Genomic DNA, 25,682 nt, shown 5'->3' with positions numbered 1-25,682 from the left:
GAGAATTGGTGGTTTCCAACCTTCGGATTGTTCGTCCGAAGATTGGTGGTGCCTATGCTCTTGGGCTCGTCGTCCAACGCTTGGGAGCAAAGGACAAAGCACCCTTACGGCGGCGAGACACGAGCCCCAGCATGCCCAAGCCAGCAAGCACGAGGGCGTAGGATCCAGGCTCCGGAACGGACGATACCAAAGAGGATGTATACGTACCACTCGATACTAGGGGCGCATTAAAGGGGTCGACTTGTTGAACGTCGGTATACGTCCCGTCTCGACCGACCCTTCCGAGGATGATGCTCGAGATTGACCCGGGCAACCTGAAGGCACCCTGCAGATCGGCAATAGCCCCCACGGAATCCGTTCGGATCACGGATGCAATAGGAGGAGCACCGATCGCCGCGGTGTAGCTCTGGTCGAAGAAGTAGACTTTCGAGTCCAGTGTGACCGTATAGCTATATATGGCGCTCAGTTCGGGAGAGCTTGGGCCATAAACGGCGTTCGCGTGAGATGGACCGAGAACGGAATCATCAATAGACAACTGTCCAGAGATTAAGCGTGGCCCTAACCATTCGTAACCCGGGGTCGTCGGATCGTGCGCCAGCCACGTCTGGGTAAACGTGATGTCGTAATTGACAGGTACAGCCAACCCTTGTGAGCTAGTGAAAACCGCGATACCTGCCAGAAATGCTCTTGTCGAGCGTTGCATATAGTTCATAGGAGCCTCAGTTTTAAACTACGCGAATAGAGAATTTATTTCGTTGCGGCGTTACACGGAACATATCGGATAATTCTGATGAACAGTTTTGGTCAGTCCGTGCCAGACAAGCCGGTAACGGAAAGAGCTTCATCGGTTCTGTTCGAGTGCTTGCCCCAAAATTCTGTGCGGCAATGCTTCTTGGTTAGTTCCTCTTGAAGTTTAGTCACACTGCACGGTAGAAAGTGCGTCCACCATCCTTAACGACTTCGATCCTGCCTTCCTCTTCGAGCTTGGTCGTTAGCAGCGCACATAGCCAAGTCGTTTCCCCTTTCGTGGCGGCGTGCTTCGGATAACTACTGTGGCGCAGACCGAGAGATTCGACAAGGTCGATCCTCGTGATAAGCGCGTGCTTAGCGATCTCGGCATGCACAACTTCAGCCATGCTGTCGAGTAGGTCGGCGATTGCTTTCTTGCTCATGGCTGCTTTTCCTTGTTGGTGAACCCCCTGATGATCCATGCGACAGCGGCTCCAGCCATGTACAGCAATGCGGACAACATGACATATATACCGAAGAGCGTTATTGCGTCATCGTCTATAAGGTCACGCCCGCCATGGAACAAGAGAACGGAGCGCACAAGCAGTGATCCAAACAATGCGACAGAAGCGACGATCCACATGCGACGCCATCCATTGAGTTTCATTCGTCGTATCCCCTTTTGGTTAATAGCCGTAGCAACCTTCATGCGTCAAGGTTAGCTCTTGACCAATGAGAGCGCTTGATCCACGGCGCCAACCACGTGATTGCTTGCGCCAAGGGTGCATACGGCGCGCATAGAAAGCCTTACGTGCACGCAACAACCACCCTGCCCCCTTCGGCGCAGACGTTATCGGCCAAGCGGCATTTTGGAGCGTGAAGGAACCCAATTCTATTTATCGTCAAACGGCACCCGGCCAGCACCGACCCATCTGTGTTCTGCCGGCACACCTGCCCGTCGACGGGCCTCGGTCGGCTTGGCGGGTTCATGCCAAACGATTGAATTCGGACCGGCCAGCTTTACAATCCCCATAGCCACTGTCAGCGCGGCGGTTCAGTCCAACAAGGTTTATCTGCCGCGAACCGCCAGCGGTCGATTCAGGCACTTTCGGAGCGGCAGATAAACGCTATTAATTCGCGCCCCTCTCCATTTCCTGCTCCTGTACAACGCTATCGAATCAACAGGTCGTATTCTTTCCCATAATTATCCCTACAATAACCAATTCCAGTGCCCCCCTGATAACTAAAGTCACACCGTAATGAGTCGTTTCCAGACGTGGCAAGCACCCTTCCGTTTCCGGAACCTGGCACGTATGTCGATGAGTAGCCAGTTCCGTAGGCCCTAGCTGTATTTGAGCCGCTATAAGCGGTAGCTGTCGCGGAGCTTGACGTGTTGATGACTTTCCCACCATCGTATATGTATGTGCCGCTATATGTCTTGCCATTTAGGTTAATGGTAATCTGCTTTCCTACCTCCTGAGCCGTACCAGTTCCGTTGCCACTGTTGTCCCTTGAAATAAGGTCCAATTGATGTGCACAGCCGCCTAGCAGAGCAGCGGCCAATAGCACGCAAGTCAGCCTTGTCATAGAATCCCCATTTTTTGTAAACCGCGCTACAAAGCACATTGATGAAATTTCCCATATGTCTTTCGTACATCGATTACTCACCGATTGTAGGTAGGGACCCGAAAAACTCGGCAATCAAATCTTCCCTTAACTCGTGAGTTGTAGTACCGGCCCATCGACTCTACTTGGCGCCATCCAGAGACAATATTTCCTGGCACTTCGCAGTAGTGATAGTAGATTCCCGTGAGGTTGACAACGACGTATTGTTCCTTGGCGTCGTAGCACAAGCGCTTGATGAACGAACTCCGTGACAACCATTCACATTGAAACGGCGCAAGGTCGACTAGACCACGATATTTAACGTCGACGCTTTCTGCGTTTGCGAAGATCGGAAGCGTACTGCCAAAGACAATAATTCCGGCCAGCGCTAGTCTAAAGGTATTCATATTGTTCATATTTCTCATGCCCTCCTGCGGCGAGATCGTGAGCGCTTAGCAATGCTCAGGCTTCTAGCTTACCGCTAGGCCGGCTGGGCAGCTTGACCGACTGCGCCAATCACGTGATCATTCGCGTCAGCGGGAGGGATGCCGCGAACAGGTGCTTTATCCGAGCCTCAGGCCAGTTCGGCTTTCTCTGCTCGATAGAGGGTGGGCGCCTTCCCGCTCCAACGCTTGAAAGCACGAGAAAAGGCACTCTGCTCCGAAAAGCCGAGTAGAAAGGTGATCTCCGTCACCGATTTCTCGGGATCGCTCAGGTAGCGCTGCGCCAGGTCATAGCGCATCTCGTCGAGCACGCCCTTGTACCTCAGCCCCTGATCACCGAGTCGGCGCTGCAACGTCCGGCAGCTCATGCCCATGGCGCCGGCCAGTTCCTCCTCCGAAGGCTCGCCGGAAGTCAGTTGTCGCAAGAGGTAGGCCTTGCAGCGCGTCACGATGTCCGCCTTGTCAAGCACTGCCAACTGTTCGGAGAGGATTGCATCGAACGTAATGGCAAGTTCGCTGTTGGACGTGGGAAGGGGTCGATCCGCGGCAATGCGCGCCAGCACGAAACTATTTTCATCGGCAGAAAAACGCACGCTGCACCCAAAGAAGCCCCGGTAGGGTTCCGGGTTTGCCGGTTCCGGGCGGCGCAAACTGACGGATTCCGCTTGCAGCGATGCGCCGAAGTTGGTGCGGCACATATCCAGAATCATCGACAGACAGAAATCGGCGATCGCGTGGCCAATCGCGGCATTGCCACGGCCATGATCGAAGACGAAGCGCAAGCCGTTGGGATCATTGACGCACGTACATCTGCCTCTGGTGCCAAGGATGTGGGCAAAGCGTGCTAGGCGCTTCAGTCCGGTGCGCAGCGTATCGCTGGATAACCAGGCATGGCCCAACACACCAAGGTTGGAGGGGTGCCAGCACTCGGCCGCGCGCAAGGCAAAGGCCGGATCGGCGATCAGCGACATCGCCTTTTCGAATCCGATGTCGGCGAGCCGTGTCGGAAGGCGTGTCCTGGTGTCCATGACCAGGGACGACTCGATCCCCACCTGCTCAATGAATCGCTGCGGGTCGATACCGTGCAGCTCAACCAAACGCAGGCCAACCAGCCCAAAGGTCGCGAGAAAGGTTTCTGATGCCATGGCGCTGCCCCCCGAAATCTGAGCCCGCATTGTGGCGTATCAGGTCATGCGATTGGCGGAATGCGTCAAGAAAGCACTCGGGTGGACCGGTACGCTGTGGGAACTGTACCTCGGCAAAGAAATGCTCAGAGGTGCCGTGGCAACACCTATATTCGCCATCTATTAGGAGGCCCATCATGAAAACACTGTCCATCTTCGTCGTCGTTCTGTTCGCTATGGTTGCTGGTGTTGCGCAAGCTCACTCTGGCGGCTTAGATGGAAAACGGTGCCACCACGACCGTAAGAACGGCGGGTACCATTGCCACTGAGATACGTCCTTGCATAACGAGGACGAGCAGCGAGGAACCAACCGTGACGGCAATCGTGTTCTGGCAATAGCCTTCACGGACCGCTCGCTTCGTGGAGGCTATTGCGATTGCCAGCACCGTTCGCAATTGACCATACTGAACCGCTGCACCGCCCCCGAGCTCCCCCGCCGCAGCCCCCTGCCACGCCCCGACCCACCCCCAGCTCGGTATAGGCCCGGACGCCGGCCCCAAACGCAAAAAGCCCAACCGCGAGGGCTGGGCTAAGCGCTTGTACTACTAGAAATTTTCTGTGGCTCCCCGACCTGGGCTCGAACCAGGGACCTACGGATTAACAGTCGAACTCACACCGATTTCTATGGCGGCCAAGCTGAAGATTCGTAACGCCTTTTTCCTTCGCATTCGACCGATCGTTTCGGACCGAGCCTATCCCGAACCTTGGCGCTCGGTCGGTTGCTTTTTGGGTGCGAAAACTCGAACCAAATCAAGGAAATCACCTCACTTTTTACCGACCGGGAACCGAGCCGGCCCGCGGGGTGAGCGCCGGACTCTGCCTCGGGGATGTCCTGGGCGGCATCGAAACCCGGGCCTCTGGAACGTCCGCGCGGTGCTGGGAGGGGGCGGTGATCGCGGCGTGGCGATTGGCCCGAGGCGGGCCCAGGTGGCCCCCAGGCGGGGCTGACTCGCGCCCCGGCCGCGGAGGTGCCCACCGACTTGGTGGTCTCGACGGCTGCTTTCTGGTTGAGTGCTGAAAAAGTTCCCCCAAAGCGGTCATTGACATTTCTCGCCAAATATGCTACTGTCCTACATTGTGACGCACCGATTCACACGAACTTTTTTAATACTGTATAGAACGCCGACACATACAGTGCAATGCTGTATCCCCCTAAGCAGATTGAACATTTGGAGGTTATATGTCTGAGATCTTTGCCGTAGACAACCCCTTTAAAGAAGGCTCTATGTCGTTTCGTGTGGAACCGGCGATGGGTTTCGCGTTTTGAGGGAGCGGTGATGTCAAGGGCGGACGCAGTCCGGGCGCAGCCGAACCCTTTACATCGCTGCCCGCTTGCTTACGCTTGCTCCGGGCCGAGGAAGGCAGTCTGCCGCCCTCGGCATGGAGGACAATGGCGGTCTTTCCTCTCGCGACCGGTTCCTCATGATTGAAACGCTGTTCACCCAGGCTCTGGGTCTCGTTGCTCCTTGGCAGGTAGCTGAGGTCATCTTCAAGCCAGAGTCCGGACGGATCGATTTCCAGGTCCGATTTGGCGCAGCCATTCATGCTTGCCCGGCTTGCGGTGCGGCGGCGCAGCCGCTGCATGACCGCTTGGCGCGTTCCTGGCGCCATATGGATTTCTTTCAGTACGAAGCCCACCTGCATGCCGAGGTGCCGCGAGTGGCCTGTGCCGGTTGCGGCAAGGTCACGCAGATTCCTGTTCCCTGGGCGCGTGAAGGGAGCCGCTTCACGCTGCTGTTCGAGGCCTTGACGTTGATGCTGGCGCCGACCATGTCGGTCTTGGCAGCTGGCCGACTGCTGCGCGTGCGCAGTCGCAGACTGTGGCGCGTGATCAATCATCATGTGGGCCGGGCGCGCGCCCAGGAAAGTCATGCTAGGGTTCGCGCGATCGGCGTCGATGAGACCGCCAGTAAACGCGGCCAGACGTATATCTCTGTTTTTTATGACCTCGACGCGCAGCGTCTGCTGTTTGCCACACCGGGCCGGGACAAGGCCACGCTCGGAAAGTTCGCCAGCGACCTTACCGAGCATGGTGGCCAGCCCACCGCGATCACCCATGTCAGCATGGACATGAGCGGCTCGTTCCAGGCCGGCGCCGCCGAGCACTTTCCAGCAGCCGAGGTCTGTTTCGACCGCTTCCACGTGGTCGCTCTGAGCAGCACGGCGCTGGACGAGGTGCGACGCGCCGAGGTCAAGACCGCGCCCGAACTCAAAGGCACCCGCTGGGGCCTGCACAAGAAACCCGCCGACTGGACCGTCAAGCAAACCGACACCATGTACTGGTTGCAGCGCTCGAACCTCAAGACCGCACGGGCCTGGCGGATCAAGCAGGCGCTGCGCTCCATCTACGCCACCGCCACGACACCTGACGAGGCCAAGCCCCTGCTCAAGCGCTGGCTCAGTTGGGCCAGCCGCTGCCGACTCGAACCGTTCAAGCGCCTCGGACGGACGATCAGCAAGCACCTTCCTGGCGTACTCAACGGTTTTCACCCCGGCAAACACAATGGCCGTGTCGAAGCGATGAATCGAGCGCTCCAGGAGGCGCGCGCAAGGGCACGCGGCTATCGCCGCGTCGAAAACTTCATCGCCATGGCCTACCTCATCGCTGGAAAGCTCACTCATTTGCCCGCCTCGCCCTTCGCCCCATTCTTGCCCGTTCCACACGAAACGACCTAAACCCTTAAAGAATGGAAAAAAGGTGACTTCCCTGGTGACCCAACAGTAAATATTGTTCTCAATGAATGCTGGGCGAACAGCGAAGGACGCATTACTATTACAGTAACACTCGCTACTGATTCTGAAATTGACTATGCTATTGATGAGCTACAAAAGAACCTAGAGTCTGTTCGTAAAGAATCAAAGCACGTATTAAAGACACAGAACGAGAAAATGCGCGCATCTCTAGTGTGAAAGAAACCGGTCTGCAAGCGACCGAGAACGTGACCGAGAACGTGACCGCGAGCGTTCATGGAGGCCTGTAGTGGTTAATTAATCAACTGTGGGGATGAAGCTGAGGCGAGTACATTTTGGAGTGCGAATGAAAAAAGTGATTTTTACAGTCCTATTGTCATTAGTTAGCTATAGCTCGCTCGCTGGATGGGTCAAGGTCCTTTCCAATGACAACTACAACAAGCTCAGCCCCTGTGATAGAGACTGTTACTTCTTCTATGTTGATCTCGCCACCATCAGCAAGATTGGCGATACTGCAAAACTATGGCGAATGAATGATTTTGAAACGCCACAAGATTTACTAAATCGATGGGCGCCGCCATCTCCGGAGAATAGTAAGCCTCACTTGTCCGTACGAATACAAGAAGAGTATAACTGCAAGGAGCAGCAGGTTCGAGTACTCTTCGTCTCTTACCATTCTGGACACATGGGCGGCGGCCAGACCGTGTCTATCAACTCTGTTCCCAGTAGATGGTCCTCAATCGGAGGGCTGTCATCTGATGTGCCGATAAAATTGCTATGGCGTGCCATCTGCGAAAGACAGTAGGCGCCCGAGCTTCCTGCGATCCCGGCTGCAGCATAGATAAGTGAACGATTACGCGAGTTTGGCTGGCTGACTCTGCTATTCCGTGCGAGTTTCAGGCAGGGGACGGTCACTTGCGGCTGCAGGTTAGCCAGTCAGAGTAGTCTGCTTTCTTGAGAACCAATACTGTTGCAGTCAGGTTTTGGATGACAAGTGAAGAATGTCGGCCGCGGATATCGAAGTTAACGAACTTGCCACCTATGACCGAGTAGCTTCCGGAATCTCCGCGACGGGGTAAGATCGAGGTGAAGGTGCCGTCGCTCCTGAAGTGAAACTCGCCATTGGGGAATGACATTCCACCGATACACCACCATGAACCTACTATTAGAGCACCCGGTGAGTCGTCCACTGGCCGAGCTGGGGGTGCGCTAGAGCCTGGGGGGTACGGACGAGGGCTTGGAGTAGCGGCTGTCAAGGAGGACGCCCGCGCCCGCATCTGCGCGATCCAATCTGCCGGATGTGCAAAATTAAGATTCTGTCCATACCGGCTCTGGAAAGTCACAATACCCACCAATTGCCCCGAGAGATTGAATAACCCGCCGCCACTTGAACCGGGGGAGATAGCGGCTGTGGTTTGGATCACCGTGCCAGCTGGGACATCACGAAGGCTGGAGACGATACCCTCGCTAATAGTAAGGTCTAAGCCGTATGGCGCGCCGATCGCATAGACGCGTTGCCCAGTCCGCAGCGAGCCCACGCTCCCTATTTCAACCGCCGGTGCAGATAGCCCGAGGACGGATAGCGAGCACAGATCGAGCTCTTCATCGGCAACCATTACGGTGGCTTCGTATGTGTCAGTGCCAACTCTTGCGGTGATGGTGCTGCCTGTACGCGCCACTACATGGCAGTTGGTCACAACGGTTCCAGTGCCAATTACCACTCCACTGCCTTGTGATTGCGTTCGGCTAGACCTATCGGTAGCGACGACGAGCGCAATGCTGGGCGAAACCCTCGAAAAAACGTCCTCAGCTGAGCGCGTCGCTTTTGCGGCTTCGTCCAACACCACATGGGGCGTGTTGGCGCTAGAAGACGGTTCCGGTTCCGGCGGCCGTATCGCCTCCTCACTCACTTGGGGTGGAGGTGCGCCGACTAACGCCGGTGGAGGCGATGGTGACCTTGCAGATGGCCGCAACGTCCAGACGATACCCGCGACGACGGATAAAAGCACGCATAAGACGAGCCAAGCGAGCCCGCCGGAACGTACGTCGCCAGGAGCTCTTGGTTTGGTGACGCGGACCACAGCATTTATGAGGGACTCGTCGTAGATCGAACGCGAGGAGGGGCTAGACAGAGTATGGTAGGCTTCGCGGACCAGGTTTGCCGCATTCGGGTCGACTGTTGGAGTAGTAGCAAGCTCGTCAAGCCGCGTTTGGTACGCCAGCCTGATTTCTTGGAAGCTCGCCTTGGAGTCGACACCAAGGATGTGATATAGCGTTCGTTTCACGGCTAACCACTCATTTCGGCCACAATTGCAGCACCTTGTCCCATTTTAGTGGCTTCTCCCAAGCAACGTCAGCGCCCCGTGGTTGAGAAGATTTCTGCGGACGGCAACAGCCATCAAAGCGTCAAATCGACTGCGGTTTCGCCGATCAGGCTCTCACATGTGGCCAGCACGGGCAGGCCCGGGTCATCCTCTTCTTCTATTCAGGCTCTTGGTTAGTGGCTCTTGATCGCCAACTGCCGAGCAAGTCCATCCCGCAGCCACACTGATGGTTTCCACTTCAAAGTTTCCGAGGGTCGGTCAAGAATAGCACGGCGGAATACCACACGGTGTCTTCGTGTTGCCGACAGCGAAGTTGAATTGCCGCTGTCACGACCGCCAATCTTGACCGTCGGCTACAGGTCATCTTATTGGTGCACAAGACGTGGAAGGCGGCCGTTCGGAAGTAAGCGGTAACTACGCGGCGTCAGGCCCTACGTGCCGAGGCGGTACAAAGGCGTGCGAAGTGGATCGGCAGCGAAGAGCTGCTTCCAGAGACGAGGCGTGAGTTCCCGGACGCGCTCTGCCGGATGCTGGCCGACGCGCTGTAGCACATCGACCAGATAGTCGTACGGGTCGATCTGGTGCAATCGACAGGTGGCGATCAGGCTGTGGATGATCCCGACCTGCCTGGCGCCCAGTTCGGTCCAACAGAACAGCCAATTGCGGCGCCCCATCGGGATCACGCGCAAGGCACGCTCAAGGTGGTTGGTATCGATCGGCACGTCCGGGTCGGTGAGGAAGACCTCCAGTCCACATCGTCGGTCGCGCGCATAGGCGAGCGCCTTGGTCAGCGGATTGCTGGGGAGCAGCCCCTGGGCCGCGAAGCGTTCGCCGATCCAGGCGAAGAAGCGCTCGACGATCGGCTTGGCATGCGCCAGGCGATAGTCCCGCTTGCCGGCGCCAGAGAGCTTCTCTTCCCGGATGGATTCTTCCACTTGATAGAGCGCACCGATCAGTTCCAGCGCCTGGCCCGCCGCTTCCGGCTCGACGGTTTGTGCCTCGAAGAAGTTGCGGCGGGTATGCGTCCAGCACTGGGCATGGGTGATCCCGGTCCTGGTCGCATAGTGCGCATAGGCGTGGTAACCGTCGGACAAGAGGACCGCTCGTTCGGCAGGCGTCAGTCCCAGCGCCGCCTCGACGTGTTTGATCTCCCGGCTCGGGAAGAACGGGAAACAGATTTCGTCCAGTTCGCCATAGACTGGCCAGAAGAAGGCTTTCTTCAGCTTGCCCGGTCCCGCCTGTCCGGCCTTGATCGGCGTCTCGTCCATGGCCTTGACGCGTGACTCGCGAATCGAGGCGAACTGGGCCTCGTAGATCGGTTCGAGCAGGGCGATGCCCTGTTGCGCGATCTGCGTCAGCCAGGGGCGACTGACCGTGATGCCAGCATCGGCGAGGCGCTGGTGCTGGCGATACAGCGGCAGGTGGTAGGCAAACTTGTCGAGCAGCAAGCCGGCAACGAAGCTCACGTCCGCCCGGCTGCCATCGATCACCCCGGCCGGTGCGGCGGCGCAAACGAGCGCTTCACTGGCCTTGATCTTGACCACCGGCCGCCGATACTTGATCACCACGTAGCTTCCCGGCCGTTGCGCCAGGCGATAGCTTTCCTTGTGGCTGATCACCTCGTACTCTTCCGCAGTAAGGCCGTCGGTTTCCGGAGCCGCGAGTTCGATGACTTCGACCGGCACGCGTGACTCGTCGAAGAACGGGACGGCTTCGTCGTCCTGGCGGCGGGTCGCTGGCTTGCGGGTGTGGGCGGCTACCTGCTGGCCCGGGGGTGCCGGTAGCGTCGGCGGTGGAAGACACTCGCCGAAACTCATCTGGCCATTCGGACCCGTCTCGATGCGTCGTTCGCTCTTCTGCCCGAAGAGCTGGCGCTTGAACCAGTCGAGTTGCTGTTTGAGGGCGGTGACTTCCTGGCGCAGGGCGCCGATCAGTTCGACGATCTGTTGCGGGGTCAGTGCGGCCGCCTCGTCGAGGCTTGGGAAAGGGGTCGCAAGCGCCGGATTCATGCCGCTATTATACCGCGGGAGTCGTCTTCAAGCCGCTGTTTAACATGCATTTTATGTCCGTTTCTTGCCATTTTGCGGGTGCTGGTAACGCTTCTTGAAGCGCTTGGGCTCGATGCCTTCCAGGAGGAGCTTCAGGCCGGTCCAGTCGGTTTCCCGCGTGCTCACTTTCGACCAGTCGGAGACGAAACGACCGGCTTCGAGGCGCTTGGCCCACAAGCAGAAACCCGTGCGATCCCAGTAGAGGACCTTCACCTGCGTGGCGCGGCGGTTGAAGAAGGCGAACAGCTGTCCGCTCAAGGGGTCCTGACCCAGCGCGTGGCGAGTCAGTGCGTACAGGCCGTCGAAGGAGTTGCGCAGGTCGACGGGGCGGCCATAAACATGTACCCGGATCTGGCCTTCGGGGAAGAACATCAGCCGCGCACCAGGTAAAGTTGCAGACCGCCGCCGAGGTCCAGGGTCAGTTCGAGACGTCCCGGCCGCGCGGTTTCGCTTTGCAGCGGACCAACATCAACGAAGCTTGCCGACGCCGACGCCGAGTTGACCAAGGTGTCGGACCAGCTCATCGGCGCGCCCAGTCGGCTCCGCCACCGGTAGAAGCTGGTATCGCTGATGCCTTCGCGATCGCAGAAGGCCTCCACCGCCAAACCGCTGCCGAAAAATCGCGACAGCACCTGCCGCCACTCGTCCGCGCTACGCCGTGCCCGCCGGCTCTCTTGATTCGTTGCCATCTTGACCTCCTCATCTTCTCGCGTGTCAATGAGGAAATTGTCGACGCCAGCGCCGCGCCTGGGAAGAACGCCGCGGAGTTACCGGTTACGTTCGGAACGCTGCTTCTTAGCCTCGGGCGAGTCAAACCTCCCGCAGCAACCGCCAACAGCCCTCCTCGCTGCGCGACCGCCCCCGCCCCCGCGCCAAACCCCGGCCCCAGAACACGCGACCGGGCCACCGAAACGGGGCGGTGATCCCGGCGCCGCGATTACCCCGCCCCGGACCCGCGCGGCCCCCACTCGGGACCAACTCGCGCCCGGGGCCCCTCCACCTACCCGCCGTTCACACCGCCACCGCCTACCCTCCGGTCACGCCGCCGCCCACGCCGCCGCCCCCCTGAATCATCACCGAAGCCGTATTCGCGGCGTCCTGTAACGATCTCGACGACAGATGCGCGTACCGCTGCGTCACCTTCGCATCACTGTGGCCCAGGATGCTCTGCACCTCGTACAGCGTCCTGCCGCTATTCACCAGAAACGAGGCGAACTGGTGACGCAGGTCATGAATGCGCAGCTGCGGTAACCCGGCCTTGCTGCGTAACCGCGACCAGACCTTCATGATGGTCGTGTAGGGCTTTCCCGTCTGCGTGTTGATGAACAGATAGCCGTCCCCGCCCACCGTGTCGAGCCGGGACAGAATTCCGATCGCCGTATCATTCAGAGGCACCGAGCGGATACGCTTGGACTTCGAATTCAAGGCCGGGATTCGCCAGACACGATTCTGAAGATTCACCTGCTCCCACGTCGCCGAGAGTGCCTCGTTCAAGCGGCAGCCCGTCGATAGCAGAAACAGGGCGATCCCGCAGACCGCGCGATTCGGATCGTCACGCAGCACGGACAGCAATCGTTCGAGCTGATCGCCGTCCAGGTAGTGCTCGACCTTATTATCGCGATTAAACATTGGCACGCGCACCGCCGGGTTACTGTCGGTCAGCCCCCAGTCGATGGCCAGGTTGAAAGCGTGCTTCAGGAGCTTCAGGTGATGGTCGCAGGTGGCATGCGCCAGTCCCTTTTCCAGCAGCGCGGTATGGAACGTCTGCAGCTGCTGGCGGGTGATCTGGTTCAGGCGCTTGCTGCCGAACACTTCCTTGATGCGCAGGCGATAGAGCTCATCGTCCCGTAGCCAGCTGCGTTTCCGCGGCGTGACGTAGGGAAGGTAATGCCCCTCGAAGAACTCGGCGAAGGTCAGGACTTCCTTCTGCGCCTTGGCCTGCCCGCGAGGGTCGGCACCGAGAGCGATTTCTGCCCTGAGTGACTTCGCCTGCTTGCGTGCCTCGGTGAGCGAAAGGTCGATCGTGCGGCCTACTTTCTGGTGACAGGTCTTGCCATTGACATCCTTATAGCGCAGGTAATAGGTGCCCTGCCCCTGGCTGGTGGCGCGCACTTCGATGTACAGGCCGGGTGTTTCAGCGCAGCACATCTCGATGCGGGATTTTCCTTCCGGGCAGAGCAGTTGGTGAGCGATGAAGCTCGGGGTGAGTTTTACGACGGGCATGGTGAAGCCTCCAAGATTGAGAATGGAAAGGGGTGTGCTACGGAAATGGCGATGCGGTGATCAGGAAAAGCAGGGCCGTCCAGCGCCCCGATCCGGCGAAAGTGGGAAAATCGGGAAATTCGACGCGCCCCCGTCGGCCCCTTGGGAGAGGACTTGGGAACCCGGGTCCGGGAGTCGTCCCCGGCGAAAGGGCCGCGCCCCGGCCAAAAACCCACTTTTCCCACTCCCGAAAATCGAGGTAGTGGGAAAATCGGGAAATTCGACTCGCCCCCATCGGGCCCCTGGGAGAGGACTTGGGCGACGGATAGGCATTCCCGGTGGAGGCGAGTCCGCGGTTGAAAAAACCCACTTTTCCCGATCCCGAAAAAACAAGAGTGGGAAAAGTGGGAAACTCGGCACCTCACCCTCAGTCTCTGCGAGGGGACTCTGGGATCGGCAACCACTTCACTCGGGACGATAGGCATTCCCGGTGGAGACCCCCCCGGCGACCAAAAAACCCACTTTTCCCGACCCCGAAAACCGAGAGTGGGAAAATCGGGAAATTGGATGCCCCGCCTTCGGCCTTCGCGAGAGGGACTGGGGATCGGCAACCACTTCACTTGGGACGATAGACATTCCCAGTGGAGAGACCCCCGGTGACGGAAAAACCCACTTTTCCCGACCGCGAAAATCGAGAGTGGGAAAATCGGGAAATTCGACTGCCCGCCCTCGGCCCTCGCGAGAGGACTCCGGACGGACAGTCGCTTCCCGGCGCGAGGTCAGCCCCCGGCCGAAAAACCCACTTTTCCCTGATCCCGTTAGAAGGTCTCCTTCCCGTCGTCGTCAGCCTGATCCGACGGTGCTGCATCGGGCAAAGGCGGCGCAGAATCGTCCGAACTGGCAAAAAACTGCGGACCGTACGATCCAGAGTTTTTAGCGGTCTCAGGCGTCAACTTCGGCTTGATACCACGGAAGGTCTCATAACCATTCAGTTCCGTGAGGCGGATACCCATCCCAATGTTATGCTCCAGCAGCTCCTTGACACGGCTCTTAGAAAACGGCTTTCGGCCATTCTCTGAACACCATTTAGTGTAATCTTCGTAAAGCTTCGACCGTCTGTAGGCACTATCCCGCAAAATATCACAGCATTCGTGGATGAACTCCTCCAGCGAATTCGTACTGCGTCGCCACTTGGCCATCAGACGATCGTGAGCGGTGGATGCCGAGAATTTCCCGTTCCGCAATAATCTGGCCGCGCCTTCCATCGCCCAATATGCGATCCCGGGGAGTTCGTTATCGATAATTCGTTGAGCCAAATTCTCATCCAGCGGCAGCCCTGAACGCAGGCGACTGTTCGGGAACTCAACTATCTTCCAACGTGCGAAGAAGGCCTCGCTCTGATCCTTGGTGGTTATCATATGATTCGACATGAACAGGTGCGTGGCATCGTTCGTGAAGCTGACAGGTCTCTCGGTTGGATGACGTCCAGTAATTAGATCGCCGCCAATAACCGTCTTGAAATCCGACGCCGGAATCGGTCTACTGTCGGATAGTTCACCGACGACATTCAGGCGCTTACCAGATAGCGCCGCGACGTGATAATCGTCATCCCAGTTGAAAGGCGATATCGCCGTTACGAATTCTTTCGGCACCAATGCTCTGAACAGCCTTTCAGCGGTCCCCTTGCCGGCGCGACCGAACGGCTCGTAAAACAGAACAGCGACTTGGTACCGGGGTGTGATGCCGAACATGATGCCGCCGGCAATTTCCTGCACGAGTGCGAGTTGCTGCTGTTCCTCACCCTCATTCTTGGACTCGAACGTTTCGTGCAGGAACTTATCGAACATGGGCGTCGGCATCGCCTTGGGATCGAACGAGAGCATCACGCGCTGCCGGTGGTCCGGCGTCAACCGCTCGGTTTTTATCTCCTTACCAGAAATCTGGTAAAACCCGCCCGGGCAAGCGAGACCTGTAGGGCCCTCCGAAAAAAACGAGTCATCAGTAGCAAGTGAAATGGCATGCAAGGCAACCGAGCGGTACTCAGAGCTGCGGGAGCAGAAGGCTTTGCCATCATGCCTTTCGGCGACGAGGTGAATCAAAGCCTCGACGGGCTTGCGTTCCCATATTGAGCTCTCGAGATTCACCACATACAAATCCCTTTGCCAACCAACTGGTGGCCACTCGTTTTCCGTTAAGTCAACTAACACGCAGGTGGCGTATCCGTGGTGCGTCTGCGCGGAGCCGGCTGCCATCAGTTTCGACTTAACCGCACTATCGACCGCCGTCACCGAAACCTGGCGGTTTGCCTGCTTGAGCACTGCCCGCTTGCGCTGGTACTCGGAAGGACTGGCTTGCTTGATGGCTGCCAGTGCCTCGATCGCAGCGTCTTCAAGCGCAGCTGCGCCGTCTTCCTTGACCGCCTGGAGCACCTTGCCGAACACGCCATCCGCTTTGATGAGCTTGGCATCCTCAGCCTCGAAGTCATTGAGCCAGTGGGTGGTATTGGTGCCGACGTCATAGACGAAGGGCCTGCCAGCGGCATTGACGCTATAAAAAGCGGCGTAGCTGCTGGACTCCCGAAACGGCGTCTGGCAGCGCTGTTTGCCGGTAAAGCCCCGCTCGATCATGCCGCGGACGCTTAAGATGCCATGGTCCTTGGTTTCGATCTCGGTCGCCAGAGTCAGACCATTGGTCGCGATCCTCAAGCCGTCGCGGTCCGTCGTGGCCGACATCTCGACGTAACCGGTAACTCTGCGGCGTTCTTCCCAGGCGCGGCGCTGGCGTCGACAATTTCCTCATTGACACGCGAGAAGATGAGGAGGTCAAGATGGCAACGAATCAAGAGAGCCGGCGGGCACGGCGTAGCGCGGACGAGTGGCGGCAGGTGCTGTCGCGATTTTTTGGCAGCGGTTTGGCGGTGGAGGCCTTCTGCAATCGCGAAGGCATCAGCGATACCAGCTTCTACCGGTGGCGCAGCCGACTGGGCGCGCCGATGGGCCGATGCGACGCCTTGGTCAACTCGGCGTCGACAGGCTTCGTCGATGTCGGCCCGCTGCAAAGCGAAACCGGGCGGTCGGGACGTATCGAGCTGACCCTGGATCTCGGCGGCGGCCTGCAGCTACACCTGGTGCGCGGCTGATGTTCTTCCCCGAAGGCCAGATCCGGGTACATGTTTATGGCCGCCCCGTCGACCTGCGCAACTCCTTCGACGGCCTGTACGCACTGACTCGCCACGCGCTCGGTCAGGACCCCTTGAGCGGACAGCTGTTTGCCTTCTTCAACCGCCGCGCCACGCAGGTGAAGGTCCTCTACTGGGATCGCACGGGTTTCTGCTTGTGGGCCAAGCGCCTCGAAGCCGGTCGCTTCGTCTCCGACTGGTCGAAGGTGAGCACCCGGGAAATCGACTGGACCGGCCTGAAACTACTCCTGGAAGGCATCGAGCCCAAGCGCTTCAAGAAGCGTTATCAGCACCCGAAAAACAGCAAGAAATGTACATAAAATGTATGTTAAACAGCGTCTTGAAGACGACTCTCGCGGTATAATAGCGGCATGAATCCGGCGCTTGCGATCCCTTTCCCAAGCCTCGACGAGGCGGCCGCACTGACCCCGCAACAGATCGTCGAACTGATCGGCGCCCTGCGCCAGGAAGTCACCGCCCTCAAACAGCAACTCGACTGGTTCAAGCGCCAGCTCTTCGGGCAGAAGAGCGAACGACGCATCGAGACCGGGCCGAATGGCCAGATGACTTTCGGCGAGTTGCTCACCCAGCCGACGCTACCAGCGCCCCCAGGCCAGCCGGTGGCCGCCCACACCCGCAAGCCGGCAACCCGGACCCGGGATGACGAGGCGGTTCCTTTCTTCGACGAGACGCGGGTGCCGGTCGAAGTGATCGAGCTCCATGCTCCGGAAACCGACGGCTTGGGTCCGGAAGACTATGAGGTGATCAGCCACAAGGAAAGCTATCGCCTGGCGCAACGGCCGGGAAGCTACGTGGTGATCAAGTATCGGCGGCCGGTGGTCAAGATCAAGGCCAGCGAAGCGCTCGTCTGCGCTGCCGCACCGGCCGGGGTGATCGACGGCAGCCGGGCCGACGTGAGCTTCGTTGCCGGCTTGCTGCTCGACAAGTTTGCCTACCACCTGCCGCTGTATCGCCAGCACCAGCGCCTCGCCGACGCCGGGATCACGGTCAGTCGGCCCTGGCTGACACAGATCGCGCAACAGGGCATCGCCCTGCTCGAACCGATCTACGAGGCCCAGTTCGCCTCGATTCGCGAGTCACGCGTCAAGGCCATGGACGAGACGCCGATCAAGGCCGGACAGGCGGGACCGGGCAAGCTGAAGAAAGCCTTCTTCTGGCCAGTCTATGGCGAACTGGACGAAATCTGTTTCCCGTTCTTCCCGAGCCGGGAGATCAAACACGTCGAGGCGGCGCTGGGACTGACGCCCGCCGAGCGGGCGGTCTTGTTGTCGGATGGCTACCACGCCTATGCGCACTATGCGACCAGGACCGGGATCACCCATGCCCAGTGCTGGACGCATACCCGCCGCAACTTCTTCGAGGCACAAACCGTCGAGCCGGAAGCGGCGGGCCAGGCGCTGGAACTGATCGGTGCGCTCTATCAAGTGGAAGAATCCATCCGGGAAGAGAAGCTCTCTGGCGCCGGCAAGCGGGACTATCGCCTGGCGCATGCCAAGCCGATCGTCGAGCGCTTCTTCGCCTGGATCGGCGAACGCTTCGCGGCCCAAGGACTGCTCCCCAGCAATCCGCTGACCAAGGCGCTTGCCTATGCGCGCGACCGACGATACGGACTGGAGGTCTTCCTCACCGACCCGGACGTGCCGATCGATACCAACCACCTTGAGCGTGCCTTGCGCGTGATCCCGATGGGGCGCCGCAATTGGCTGTTCTGTTGGACCGAACTGGGCGCCAGGCAGGTGGGGATCATCCACAGCCTGATCGCCACCTGTCGATTGCACCAGATCGACCCGTACGACTATCTGGTCGATGTGCTACAGCGCGTCGGCCAGCATCCGGCAGAGCGCGTCCGGGAACTCACGCCTCGTCTCTGGAAGCAGCTCTTCGCTGCCGATCCACTTCGCACGCCTTTGTACCGCCTCGGCACGTAGGGCCTGACGCCGCGTAGTTACCGCTTACTCTCGACGCCGGCTTTCCGGGTAATGTCACGAATCACCTTGGCATCAGGCAAGACGATCGATACCGTTTTCAAGTGATCGCATTCCCCCTGGTGAACGACTGCCGTTACTGGCACGATCGTTAGTCCTTCCCCGACGCATGGCTGGCCGCAGAAGACGAGACGACCTGGCATCCAGACGCTTGGGTCGATGAGGGTCGCCAGACTGTTGCCAACGACGACACCTTCCTCCCGCTTACTGAACTTTGGCTTTTTCCAGGCTAGGCCCGCTTGCGCCGCGCATATGATCAATGCTGTGCGGATACGCTCAACATCCTCACGGTTGGCCATTTTTATCCAGACGTGGCCGTTACCACCGCCGACGGGCGCTCCATCGCACACTACACGCGCGGAAGTCGATTCGGTTTTGACGTAGGAAGTCTTATCAAGGCCCGGCAGTATCTTGCCGACTGCCAGAAGCCAGTCTTCAAAAGACAGTTTGGCGAACTGTGGAGGGGTGTGAACGTCGATGTCGCGGTCGAGAAGCTGCCAGCAGGATGGACGGACGTTTTCCTTAAAGCGCCCGGTTGCCTTGTATTGCTTACCCTTATAGGTAATCTGGTGAACACCTTTCTGTTTTTCGCGGTCGGCCATCGGAATGCCGAGGTGCTCTTCGAGTTCTCGCGCGGACAGTATCAGGAATTCTTCACCGACATCGATGCCGTCGAACACGGCGTTGATGATGGCAGCGTGCGGGTCGTCGCCGACGCTTGACAGCAGTTCAGCAAGGTCCTCGTGCGTCTCGACACGGCGCATGACCGCGAGACCGAAGGACATATTGACGGATGGCTGCTTGCTGACAGTGCCGTCCGGGTTTCGCGCGAAGCGTTTTCCGAGGGGGTGTTGCGGGTCGCGGACGACGGTGATCACGGCGGCGCTTAGCTCACCGCCGTAGACTTCGGTTGGTGAGGTTGATGGTGCGAGGGATTCCTGCGACGAAGTGGCAGGCGTGGTTGTGGTGGAGTTATACAACGGCGCTTCTCCGATAAAGGATTTGCGCCCGCAGGGGAGGTGATGGCACCAGTGAGAGCGGGCGCAAAGCTGATAGCTTTGTTATCCCTCATACTCCCTTTGCGGGGTACGGCTCCACTTGGCAACGACTATCGGCATCTACCTCGTGGGAATCGGTAGGCCAACCAATAGTCTGATAGACGACAATCGCTGGAAAAACGTACGGCCCTGCGTTTGTGCGGTCGGTAGTTCCGGCTATTCTTTAAGCTTTGGTAGAAATCCACCCGAGCCGTTGAATGAAAGCCGGCACACACTATACGGCACCGAGCTTCGCAGCGCAACATTTATCTTTATCTACTTGCTGTCTATTTTGCCGGTAGCCATACGGTTGACATCATCCCCGCCGCACCTCGTCGATCTGAAGGCGAGATGGTAAAATTGATTCGGGATTCCGCCTCCCAACGCCAATCCGGGCCATGAACGCGACGTTCGGCTAAGCGTCAGACTGGCCGCGCCTCCCGATGCCTCCGGGCACACTCCCGCAGCCTGTAATAGTGCGTGGGTCATGACTCGGCGACGCCCCGCCCGGAACGGCAGCGGGCCATGAACGCGACACCCAAGCGTTCGCCGTCGCAGCCGCCACATCCCATATCCGCTCTCTACCGGGGGCCGACGCCACCCTGAAAAGCCCACTTTTCCCGCTTCGCAGCCTTCTCGACAGACGGACGGGCAACGGCCCCATAGATTTCGCAGCAAGTGGAAAAATCGGGAAATCCGAGGGGAGCGTGCGCGTCGGTCAGACAGACGTTCCCGTATGACGAGCACGTGGGAGCAGCCCGCCGCCGACCGCCCCCGACCGCCGCCGCCGCCGGACCCCGCGGCCAAAACCCGGGCCCAGGGGACGCGCCCGGGCCGCCGGATGGGGGTGGTCATCCCGGCCCCGCGATCGCCCCGCCTCGGACCCGCGCGGCCCCCAGTCGGGCGCGACCCGCGCGCCCGGGGCCCCGCCCTCGCCGGCCGCCGCCGCGCCCCGGCCCCCCGGGTCAGTCGATCGCCGCCAGAATCCCCGCTGCCTCGGGATGCCTCAGGGCGAACTCCCTCAGCCGGTGATAGTGCTCGGCGCATGACTCGGCGAAGTCATCCTCTCGGAACGACAGGTGGCTGTAGGCATAGAGGCAGGCCGTGACCCCCAAGGCATTACCCGAGAGCTCGCCCTCGTAGCCATTCTCGGCACTGACGGCGAAGAACTTCTCCCGGGAAGGAGCCATGTAGAACCCGCCGTTACTCAAGGTGTAGAAATGCCAGTAGCCGCCACGATAGTCGCCGGAAAGGAATTCGGCGAACTGATAGACGGTCGGCTCCAGCTGCAGCGGAAAGCGCACGCCGAACAGTGTCGCGGCGATGCGCAGGCGGCGCGCTTCAGGTACGAGGTCGGCAGTGACGATGGTCGTGGTCATGCTGTACTCCTGTGAAAGTTGGAAAGGTCGAGTAGAAAAACGTCAGCCCCGCCCTGCCCGTTCCCGACGGCATTTCTCTGGACGAACGCCGCCCTCCGCGTGAAGCGGATACTTGCCACTGCCGGGGCTATCGGGAAGCGATCGAGACGGGGCGGGACGGACTAACGGTGATGCGATGAAGCGGTGAAACGGCGATGCGGCAAGACGGTGTAGCGATGAAGCGGCGAATCGTCAGATCGAAGAGAAAGATGCTGGATGAGTGGCCACGGGATGGCTACGACGGAATGATCACGGCCGCGGCCCAGAGAATTCGCGCCGCGGTGGCCCCAAAGCCGGTCAGGCTGGCAAGCAGGACAGTAATAACGAGTTCAAACATCGGGACTCCTTTGGTTTGGAAAGTGGAAAGATCGAATTGGTGAAACCCAGGGCTGCCAAGCAGTGGTACGCAACGAAAACTCGGTGCCGGGTCGGTATAGGGTCGGTATTGCGCGGTGCCTCCGTGACGCCTCGGAGAAAGCCTTACGTTTCTTCGAGTTACGGACGCACCTTGGAAGGCACCGCCGGACTACAACTCGAACGAACGGAACGAACGGTCAGGTGCCGGTATCGACGTCGGTGGGTGCTTCAGTCGTGGCTTCGGCTTCACCCGCCTGCTTCCTGGGCTTGGACTTCGCCGCCGTTTTGGCTTCCTCTCTGCCCTCCGTATCCGCATCAAGATCGACGCTGGACGCCATCAGCCGCTCGATCTCGGCCAGGAACCCCGAGTCCTTCGTCAGCTCATAGCAGCGCCCTTTCACGGTCGAAGACTTCACCACGCCTTCGGCCCTGAGCACCGCCATCAGAAAGCCGGGACTGTTCAGTGACTTCCCGCTGAAAAGCGCGTGCAGCACCTGCGAGGTGAAAGGGCTGTGCAGCTCAAGCTTCTCCTGAATCGCCGTCCAGGCTATCCAGTCCTGATTCAGGAAGCCGTTCCCTGTGTTCCCATACAGGCGAATCTTGATGGCCGATTCCGGGGTGCAGCCAACGTGATACGTCAGGGTGGATTTCCCGGAGACCGTCGGGCAGCGGGCGATCTTCAGGATGCGCAGGGGTGGCTCGGTGGTGGCCTTGGTAGTGCTCGGCTTCCCGGTGGATGCCTTGGTCGCCGTGCTACTGGCTTCCGGTGCCGCTGCTTTCTGTACTGCTTTCTTCATTGCGTGACTCCTTCAAGTGGTGGGTGGATCGTGAGTGATGGATTTCTTCATCCATATAAGATGGTCGGATTGGCGCATCAGTCGAGCGTGGAACGAGCTTCAGCGGAGCGTGCCCAGGACTGCGACGCCGCCGTACTGCTCGTGGATGACATCAGCTGGATCGAGAACGGCGACTTCCCTGCCCCCGATGTCCGCCAGGTGTGCGCGGGCGAAGGCAAGGTCTGTGGTCAGCAGCCATTCGGTACCGCCGTCGATTTCAGCCTGCATGACGACTACATGACGCACCGCCGACTGATCGCGGCGCAGTACCTCCAGCAGCGCGAGGCATTCGGCGTGGGCACGCGGCAGCTGGCCGTCGTACTCGATGATGGCGGCGCGTTCCTCGAAGGCTTCGCGGTCGTCTTCACCGAGGCGGTCCACCATCTCGATAACGATGGCGTCTTTGGGGATCGGGTGGTTCTGCATAACGGGCTCCAGAAATGAAAAAAGCCACCGAGACCGTGAAGGCCAGGGTGGCTGGTGATGATGGAAAGTGACGTCGGTTGGCTGGACTGCTTGGTACGCTTCAGGGCGCCGGGACTGCATACTCGGCACACACGGCGAGAAGGTCGGGATCGATACCGGCCAGCTTGGGGATGAAGATCACGACACCGAAATCGCCGTCGCCGGGGACGAAGACCATTTCGTAGCAGGTGTCCAGTTCCTCCAGGACTTCGAAGCATGAAACAGGACAGCCGCTCTCCTCCTCCAGGTCCTGAACGCTGTCGCCGGCTTCGACGACGATCATGTAGCCGTGCAAGTCTGGCTCGTAGGGCTCCTCGGCGCAGATATCGAGGAAGCGCTGCTCTACGAGTCGGCGTATCTCCGGGGCGGCGATGCTGCGGGTGGCCTCGGGATCACGAAGGACGAGCATGGGGCGCCTCCTGGGTGGGCAGGGAACGCGGTTGGTGGCTATTGCGGCGATGTGCGGTGCGATGATCATTTGGAAGCTGATCGGTGATGGTGAATGACATTTGGAACTCCTTTCGGGGACGAAAAAAATGCCCGACCACTGTGAAATGGACGAGCTCGGCGGGTGAAAACTGGTTAGTGTTGCGGTGTTTCGGTGCTGCGGTGCTGGGTGCTACGTGGATTGGTGCTGCGGCTCAGCGATACGCGAACGTGATCATCGGGACGGCGCGAACGTTCGGCTGCTTCGCCAGGAAGTCGCGCAGGAATTCCCCGAGCTTCCGCTCGCAGAGGGCGATCACTGCTTCTTCCATACTGATGGCGTGTCCCTGCTTCTCGGCGGCGGTAGTCAGCTGCTGCTGCAGGGCGATCACCAGCTCTTTCTCGTCGATGAGCAGCCCCTTGCCGGGGATTTCATGGGAAATTGCCCCGATGGCCGGCGACGCTACGAGTTCCGGCTTCTTCAGCGTCACGGTGATGCCGGTGGCGTCTCCCGAAACGCTGAAACTCTCGGGGCTCAGGTCGTAGCCGACGGAATACTCCACCGCGTAGTTCAGGATGATGGTGGCGTCCGACTTGATGCCCAGGGCTGACCTGTTGATGTGCTCGACATGGACGTAGTTTCGGTCGATCCTGGCGGCAAGGAATTTCGTCCGGCCTGAGATGGCTTTCTTGGTGACCTCCAGATATTGGGTGAAAGTGGTGTAGCCGAGGAGGTCTTGCCGGGTCTCGGAGAGGGTTTTCTCCATGACGTGTAGCTTGGATTGGAGGTCGGATTGCTGAGGGTCGGTGGAGGCGTGGAGGTATTGATGGGTTGCGGCGGCGGCGAGTGCGGCGGTGATGGCTATGGCGGTGGCGAGTTTCTTCATGGGCGGCTCCTGGGCTGGGGATTTTGGGGATTTCTGGTGGTTGGGGTTCTGGCGCTTCGACTTGGGCGGGATAGGCCGATGTCAGCTTTCCGCGGTGTAGACGTGAAAAACCCCGCGAGCCTTTCGACTAGCGGGGTCAGTAGAGTGATATCAGGAGGCGTCAGATAGCATCGCTATTGGCTGGTACTAGGGGTCGCGGAGACCGTGGTCCGTCCCGGATACTCGCGCCGTTCTCACAAGTGGCGTAAGAGACTATGCTGCTCTACCTACAATCTCGCGAAAAAGGTCCTGCCAAGGGCCGGTTTTTCCGCACTCAATAGCAGCTTTGATTACCGCCATATCAGTGGACAACACCATGGCATGAATTCGCCCGTCGATCGCCTCGATCTGCTGGGTTATTCGCCGGCACATTTCTTGGTGATCGCCGGCTTCCGCGGTTAGCCGCCTTAATAACTCATACTGGGGTTCGCTCATAGATATAATCGTTGGTCGTGCGCTTTGTGGCGGACCAAAAGGCACCATGTCCACCTTCACCCCAAGACGGTTGAGCTCTAGATCGCCATCAGCGTTGGTTGGAACTACTGTCTTGACATTTGCGATGCTATGGGCCGTGTATGAGACGTAGGTATTTGGATAACCAAAACGCAATCGGTCCTTGAAAATTTCCGAGGGAAATTGATTGATCAAAGCCCTCCAAACCAAACGCCCCAACACGTCGACAATTTGTTCATGCGGGTCCGGAAGCGAGTCTTCGATCTCTTTCAGTGTTGCGCCGTGCATCAAACTGTTCCGAGTTTTATCCAAACGGTCGATTGTCGCATCGTCGCAACTCTCATCGGCAGCCTTCAATACAGACCGTATAGCCTGTTTCGCATACGGCTTATGGACTGGATGCGTATTACACGACTCGCAATAAAGCGCTGACCGGCATCTTGGGCATTTGTCAGTGACTTTTTCAGACGACTTCTGGTACTCCCCAAGAATCTCCACCGCAAACCAGAAGCACATAAATTGATCGTCTCGTGTTGTTTCGTTGACCCCAATTCGGTACCATCCCAAGGCGCGGCGAATCGCCGGTGGCGTATCGAACTCCAGCAGTTTTTCTATAGAGCTGGCGATTTCTGCATCTAGGTAGGGTTGCGGATCCATGTACTCGACGGCGCCCCCCCAAATCAAAGCCGACATCATTTCAGCGCTTCCCGCTACCACCTCGACTATCTGTCTTACGCGGTGGCGCTCCAATCTTGCTCCGGTTACGAATGTAATAATGTTCAAGCAAGCAGTCAGCAAATCATCTGAGACGTCTTTGGCTTCATCCAATGATGGGGCATCAAAGTACAGATGCAGAGACAGAAGAAATGGCGTTGTATAATCTGCGCGCTTAATGTTCTGGATTCGCGCTCTATAAAGCCCTCTCGGGTGCTGAATTCTCAGCACTAGATCGTCTGCAATAACAGAAAATTCAGCCTTGATCTCAAAATTTGCCGCGTATTGCATCTTCGTCTCGCTAATTCTGGTTAGACATAAACGGCTGTCCTTCCGGCAAAAACTGGCCATTTTTGGAAGCAGGCCCGAACGTCCAATTCTGGCCAGGTCCCGCTTCCCACCTAGATTGCATATTCTATCCGGTCGAACGGCAGGCTGACGCTGACAGCGCTCTCGCAACCCATCGCATTAGCACGGCTGTCAGTGATACCTTTCTGAACATGATGGGCCGGGCTCAATTTCCGTAACTGGTACGAAAACTGCGCCCACCTTGACAGTGCTCCGCTCACTATCGTGCACTCTAGATATAATCATATCAAATGATATCTGGTCCCATATTCCGTTCACCGACGCCTAAATC

At 58.8% G+C, this 25,682-nt stretch carries 24 protein-coding genes; 6 read left to right on the top strand and 18 right to left on the bottom strand.

Features of this window, described 5'->3' with window-relative positions; all coding sequences use genetic code 11:
* Positions 1–52: 52 nt before the first annotated feature.
* The 5 genes from QZ634_RS03735 to QZ634_RS03720 form a co-directional block, all read right to left on the bottom strand.
* The gene (locus QZ634_RS03735; protein ID WP_291987993.1) at positions 53–703 is read right to left on the bottom strand and encodes a PEP-CTERM sorting domain-containing protein; all 651 of its coding nucleotides are present in this window, start codon (positions 701–703) and stop codon (positions 53–55) included.
* A 214-nt stretch (positions 704–917) separates the two neighbouring features.
* Positions 918–1,172 (bottom strand): hypothetical protein, encoded by a 255-nt coding sequence (locus QZ634_RS03730; protein WP_291985692.1) that lies wholly within the window; start codon positions 1,170–1,172, stop codon positions 918–920.
* The gene (locus QZ634_RS03725; protein ID WP_291985690.1) at positions 1,169–1,396 is read right to left on the bottom strand and encodes a hypothetical protein; all 228 of its coding nucleotides are present in this window, start codon (positions 1,394–1,396) and stop codon (positions 1,169–1,171) included. Before QZ634_RS03725 ends, QZ634_RS03730 begins: the two co-directional genes overlap by 4 nt.
* Before the next feature lie 997 nt (positions 1,397–2,393).
* Positions 2,394–2,741: a KTSC domain-containing protein gene (locus QZ634_RS21490; RefSeq protein ID WP_366145376.1), complete on the bottom strand. Its 348-nt coding sequence runs from the start codon at positions 2,739–2,741 to the stop codon at positions 2,394–2,396.
* Positions 2,742–2,908: 167 nt separating this feature from the next.
* On the bottom strand, positions 2,909–3,922 hold the full coding sequence (locus QZ634_RS03720; protein ID WP_291985689.1) for an AraC family transcriptional regulator: 1,014 nt from the start codon (positions 3,920–3,922) through the stop codon (positions 2,909–2,911).
* Between the two features lie 176 nt (positions 3,923–4,098).
* On the opposite strand from QZ634_RS03720, the gene QZ634_RS03715 reads away from it, so the two are divergent.
* From QZ634_RS03715 to QZ634_RS03705, 3 genes are all read left to right on the top strand, one after another.
* A complete protein-coding gene (locus tag QZ634_RS03715; protein ID WP_291985687.1) occupies positions 4,099–4,230 on the top strand; it encodes a YHYH domain-containing protein in 132 nt (43 codons plus the stop codon).
* 1,111 nt (positions 4,231–5,341) lie between these two features.
* Complete coding sequence (locus QZ634_RS03710) at positions 5,342–6,637, top strand: ISL3 family transposase (protein ID WP_291985253.1); 1,296 nt, start codon at positions 5,342–5,344, stop codon at positions 6,635–6,637.
* Between the two features lie 361 nt (positions 6,638–6,998).
* Positions 6,999–7,457, top strand: coding sequence for a surface-adhesin E family protein (locus QZ634_RS03705; RefSeq protein WP_291985685.1), 459 nt, complete (start codon positions 6,999–7,001; stop codon positions 7,455–7,457).
* A 106-nt stretch (positions 7,458–7,563) separates the two neighbouring features.
* Here the strand turns inward: QZ634_RS03705 and QZ634_RS21485 are convergent, their stop codons facing one another.
* The 6 genes from QZ634_RS21485 to QZ634_RS03680 all read right to left on the bottom strand — a co-directional run bounded on the left by QZ634_RS21485 (position 7,564) and on the right by QZ634_RS03680 (position 15,958).
* Positions 7,564–8,373: a trypsin-like peptidase domain-containing protein gene (locus QZ634_RS21485; RefSeq protein ID WP_366145354.1), complete on the bottom strand. Its 810-nt coding sequence runs from the start codon at positions 8,371–8,373 to the stop codon at positions 7,564–7,566.
* Positions 8,374–9,407: 1,034 nt separating this feature from the next.
* A complete protein-coding gene (locus tag QZ634_RS03700) occupies positions 9,408–10,985 on the bottom strand; it encodes an IS66 family transposase (RefSeq protein WP_291985683.1) in 1,578 nt (525 codons plus the stop codon).
* A gap of 51 nt (positions 10,986–11,036) precedes the next feature.
* Positions 11,037–11,396: an IS66 family insertion sequence element accessory protein TnpB gene (gene tnpB, locus QZ634_RS03695; protein WP_291985680.1), complete on the bottom strand. Its 360-nt coding sequence runs from the start codon at positions 11,394–11,396 to the stop codon at positions 11,037–11,039.
* Positions 11,396–11,713 carry an IS66 family insertion sequence element accessory protein TnpB gene (locus QZ634_RS03690; RefSeq protein WP_291985678.1) on the bottom strand — a complete coding sequence of 106 codons (318 nt, stop codon included), beginning with the start codon at positions 11,711–11,713 and terminating at the stop codon, positions 11,396–11,398. The genes tnpB (QZ634_RS03695) and QZ634_RS03690 overlap by 1 nt, the downstream gene beginning before the upstream one ends.
* Before the next feature lie 337 nt (positions 11,714–12,050).
* Positions 12,051–13,247, bottom strand: coding sequence for a site-specific integrase (locus QZ634_RS03685; RefSeq protein ID WP_291985676.1), 1,197 nt, complete (start codon positions 13,245–13,247; stop codon positions 12,051–12,053).
* 797 nt (positions 13,248–14,044) lie between these two features.
* Positions 14,045–15,958 carry a phage/plasmid primase, P4 family gene (locus QZ634_RS03680; protein WP_291985674.1) on the bottom strand — a complete coding sequence of 638 codons (1,914 nt, stop codon included), beginning with the start codon at positions 15,956–15,958 and terminating at the stop codon, positions 14,045–14,047.
* A gap of 95 nt (positions 15,959–16,053) precedes the next feature.
* Here QZ634_RS03680 and QZ634_RS03675 point away from each other — a divergent pair, with 95 nt between their 5' ends.
* The 3 genes from QZ634_RS03675 to QZ634_RS03665 are packed head-to-tail and all read left to right on the top strand — an operon-like array spanning position 16,054 to position 18,353.
* Positions 16,054–16,365: an IS66 family insertion sequence element accessory protein TnpB gene (locus QZ634_RS03675; protein WP_291985082.1), complete on the top strand. Its 312-nt coding sequence runs from the start codon at positions 16,054–16,056 to the stop codon at positions 16,363–16,365.
* Complete coding sequence (gene tnpB, locus QZ634_RS03670) at positions 16,365–16,724, top strand: IS66 family insertion sequence element accessory protein TnpB (protein ID WP_291985084.1); 360 nt, start codon at positions 16,365–16,367, stop codon at positions 16,722–16,724. The genes QZ634_RS03675 and tnpB (QZ634_RS03670) overlap by 1 nt, the downstream gene beginning before the upstream one ends.
* Before the next feature lie 51 nt (positions 16,725–16,775).
* Entirely contained in the window at positions 16,776–18,353 is a 1,578-nt protein-coding gene (locus QZ634_RS03665; protein WP_291985086.1) for an IS66 family transposase, read from the top strand.
* Between the two features lie 17 nt (positions 18,354–18,370).
* Here the strand turns inward: QZ634_RS03665 and QZ634_RS03660 are convergent, their stop codons facing one another.
* The 7 genes from QZ634_RS03660 to mauJ all read right to left on the bottom strand — a co-directional run bounded on the left by QZ634_RS03660 (position 18,371) and on the right by mauJ (position 25,333).
* Complete coding sequence (locus QZ634_RS03660; protein WP_291985672.1) at positions 18,371–19,390, bottom strand: hypothetical protein; 1,020 nt, start codon at positions 19,388–19,390, stop codon at positions 18,371–18,373.
* 1,022 nt (positions 19,391–20,412) lie between these two features.
* A complete protein-coding gene (locus QZ634_RS03655; RefSeq protein ID WP_291985670.1) occupies positions 20,413–20,826 on the bottom strand; it encodes an antirestriction protein in 414 nt (137 codons plus the stop codon).
* A 593-nt stretch (positions 20,827–21,419) separates the two neighbouring features.
* A complete protein-coding gene (locus tag QZ634_RS03650) occupies positions 21,420–22,019 on the bottom strand; it encodes a hypothetical protein (RefSeq protein WP_291985668.1) in 600 nt (199 codons plus the stop codon).
* Between the two features lie 99 nt (positions 22,020–22,118).
* Positions 22,119–22,484 (bottom strand): hypothetical protein, encoded by a 366-nt coding sequence (locus tag QZ634_RS03645; protein ID WP_291985666.1) that lies wholly within the window; start codon positions 22,482–22,484, stop codon positions 22,119–22,121.
* A 100-nt stretch (positions 22,485–22,584) separates the two neighbouring features.
* Positions 22,585–22,932 carry a hypothetical protein gene (locus QZ634_RS03640; protein ID WP_291985664.1) on the bottom strand — a complete coding sequence of 116 codons (348 nt, stop codon included), beginning with the start codon at positions 22,930–22,932 and terminating at the stop codon, positions 22,585–22,587.
* Positions 22,933–23,164: 232 nt separating this feature from the next.
* Entirely contained in the window at positions 23,165–23,836 is a 672-nt protein-coding gene (locus QZ634_RS03635; protein WP_291985662.1) for a hypothetical protein, read from the bottom strand.
* A gap of 252 nt (positions 23,837–24,088) precedes the next feature.
* Positions 24,089–25,333: a methylamine utilization protein MauJ gene (gene mauJ / locus QZ634_RS03630; RefSeq protein ID WP_291985660.1), complete on the bottom strand. Its 1,245-nt coding sequence runs from the start codon at positions 25,331–25,333 to the stop codon at positions 24,089–24,091.
* Positions 25,334–25,682: the final 349 nt, after the last annotated feature.

Origin of the sequence: Candidatus Accumulibacter sp. ACC007, from assembly GCF_907163205.1 — a bacterium.
Taxonomy (GTDB): Bacteria; Pseudomonadota; Gammaproteobacteria; order Burkholderiales; family Rhodocyclaceae; genus Accumulibacter; species Accumulibacter regalis.
This window is presented reverse-complemented; position numbering and strand designations above follow the sequence as displayed.

What these genes read in the sequence shown, in the direction of transcription:
- QZ634_RS03735 (WP_291987993.1), bottom strand. Translation starts at nt 703, where the DNA reads ATGCAACGCTCGACAAGAGCATTTCTGGCAGGTATCGCGGTTTTCACT.
- QZ634_RS03730 (WP_291985692.1), bottom strand. Translation starts at nt 1,172, where the DNA reads ATGAGCAAGAAAGCAATCGCCGACCTACTCGACAGCATGGCTGAAGTT.
- QZ634_RS03725 (WP_291985690.1), bottom strand. Translation starts at nt 1,396, where the DNA reads ATGAAACTCAATGGATGGCGTCGCATGTGGATCGTCGCTTCTGTCGCA.
- QZ634_RS21490 (WP_366145376.1), bottom strand. Translation starts at nt 2,741, where the DNA reads ATGAATACCTTTAGACTAGCGCTGGCCGGAATTATTGTCTTTGGCAGT.
- QZ634_RS03720 (WP_291985689.1), bottom strand. Translation starts at nt 3,922, where the DNA reads ATGGCATCAGAAACCTTTCTCGCGACCTTTGGGCTGGTTGGCCTGCGT.
- QZ634_RS03715 (WP_291985687.1), top strand. Translation starts at nt 4,099, where the DNA reads ATGAAAACACTGTCCATCTTCGTCGTCGTTCTGTTCGCTATGGTTGCT.
- QZ634_RS03710 (WP_291985253.1), top strand. Translation starts at nt 5,342, where the DNA reads ATGGAGGACAATGGCGGTCTTTCCTCTCGCGACCGGTTCCTCATGATT.
- QZ634_RS03705 (WP_291985685.1), top strand. Translation starts at nt 6,999, where the DNA reads ATGAAAAAAGTGATTTTTACAGTCCTATTGTCATTAGTTAGCTATAGC.
- QZ634_RS03700 (WP_291985683.1), bottom strand. Translation starts at nt 10,985, where the DNA reads ATGAATCCGGCGCTTGCGACCCCTTTCCCAAGCCTCGACGAGGCGGCC.
- tnpB (WP_291985680.1), bottom strand. Translation starts at nt 11,396, where the DNA reads ATGTTCTTCCCCGAAGGCCAGATCCGGGTACATGTTTATGGCCGCCCC.
- QZ634_RS03690 (WP_291985678.1), bottom strand. Translation starts at nt 11,713, where the DNA reads ATGGCAACGAATCAAGAGAGCCGGCGGGCACGGCGTAGCGCGGACGAG.
- QZ634_RS03685 (WP_291985676.1), bottom strand. Translation starts at nt 13,247, where the DNA reads ATGCCCGTCGTAAAACTCACCCCGAGCTTCATCGCTCACCAACTGCTC.
- QZ634_RS03680 (WP_291985674.1), bottom strand. Translation starts at nt 15,958, where the DNA reads ATGTCGGCCACGACGGACCGCGACGGCTTGAGGATCGCGACCAATGGT.
- QZ634_RS03675 (WP_291985082.1), top strand. Translation starts at nt 16,054, where the DNA reads ATGGCAACGAATCAAGAGAGCCGGCGGGCACGGCGTAGCGCGGACGAG.
- tnpB (WP_291985084.1), top strand. Translation starts at nt 16,365, where the DNA reads ATGTTCTTCCCCGAAGGCCAGATCCGGGTACATGTTTATGGCCGCCCC.
- QZ634_RS03665 (WP_291985086.1), top strand. Translation starts at nt 16,776, where the DNA reads ATGAATCCGGCGCTTGCGATCCCTTTCCCAAGCCTCGACGAGGCGGCC.
- QZ634_RS03655 (WP_291985670.1), bottom strand. Translation starts at nt 20,826, where the DNA reads ATGACCACGACCATCGTCACTGCCGACCTCGTACCTGAAGCGCGCCGC.
- QZ634_RS03650 (WP_291985668.1), bottom strand. Translation starts at nt 22,019, where the DNA reads ATGAAGAAAGCAGTACAGAAAGCAGCGGCACCGGAAGCCAGTAGCACG.
- QZ634_RS03645 (WP_291985666.1), bottom strand. Translation starts at nt 22,484, where the DNA reads ATGCAGAACCACCCGATCCCCAAAGACGCCATCGTTATCGAGATGGTG.
- QZ634_RS03640 (WP_291985664.1), bottom strand. Translation starts at nt 22,932, where the DNA reads ATGCTCGTCCTTCGTGATCCCGAGGCCACCCGCAGCATCGCCGCCCCG.
- QZ634_RS03635 (WP_291985662.1), bottom strand. Translation starts at nt 23,836, where the DNA reads ATGAAGAAACTCGCCACCGCCATAGCCATCACCGCCGCACTCGCCGCC.
- mauJ (WP_291985660.1), bottom strand. Translation starts at nt 25,333, where the DNA reads ATGCAATACGCGGCAAATTTTGAGATCAAGGCTGAATTTTCTGTTATT.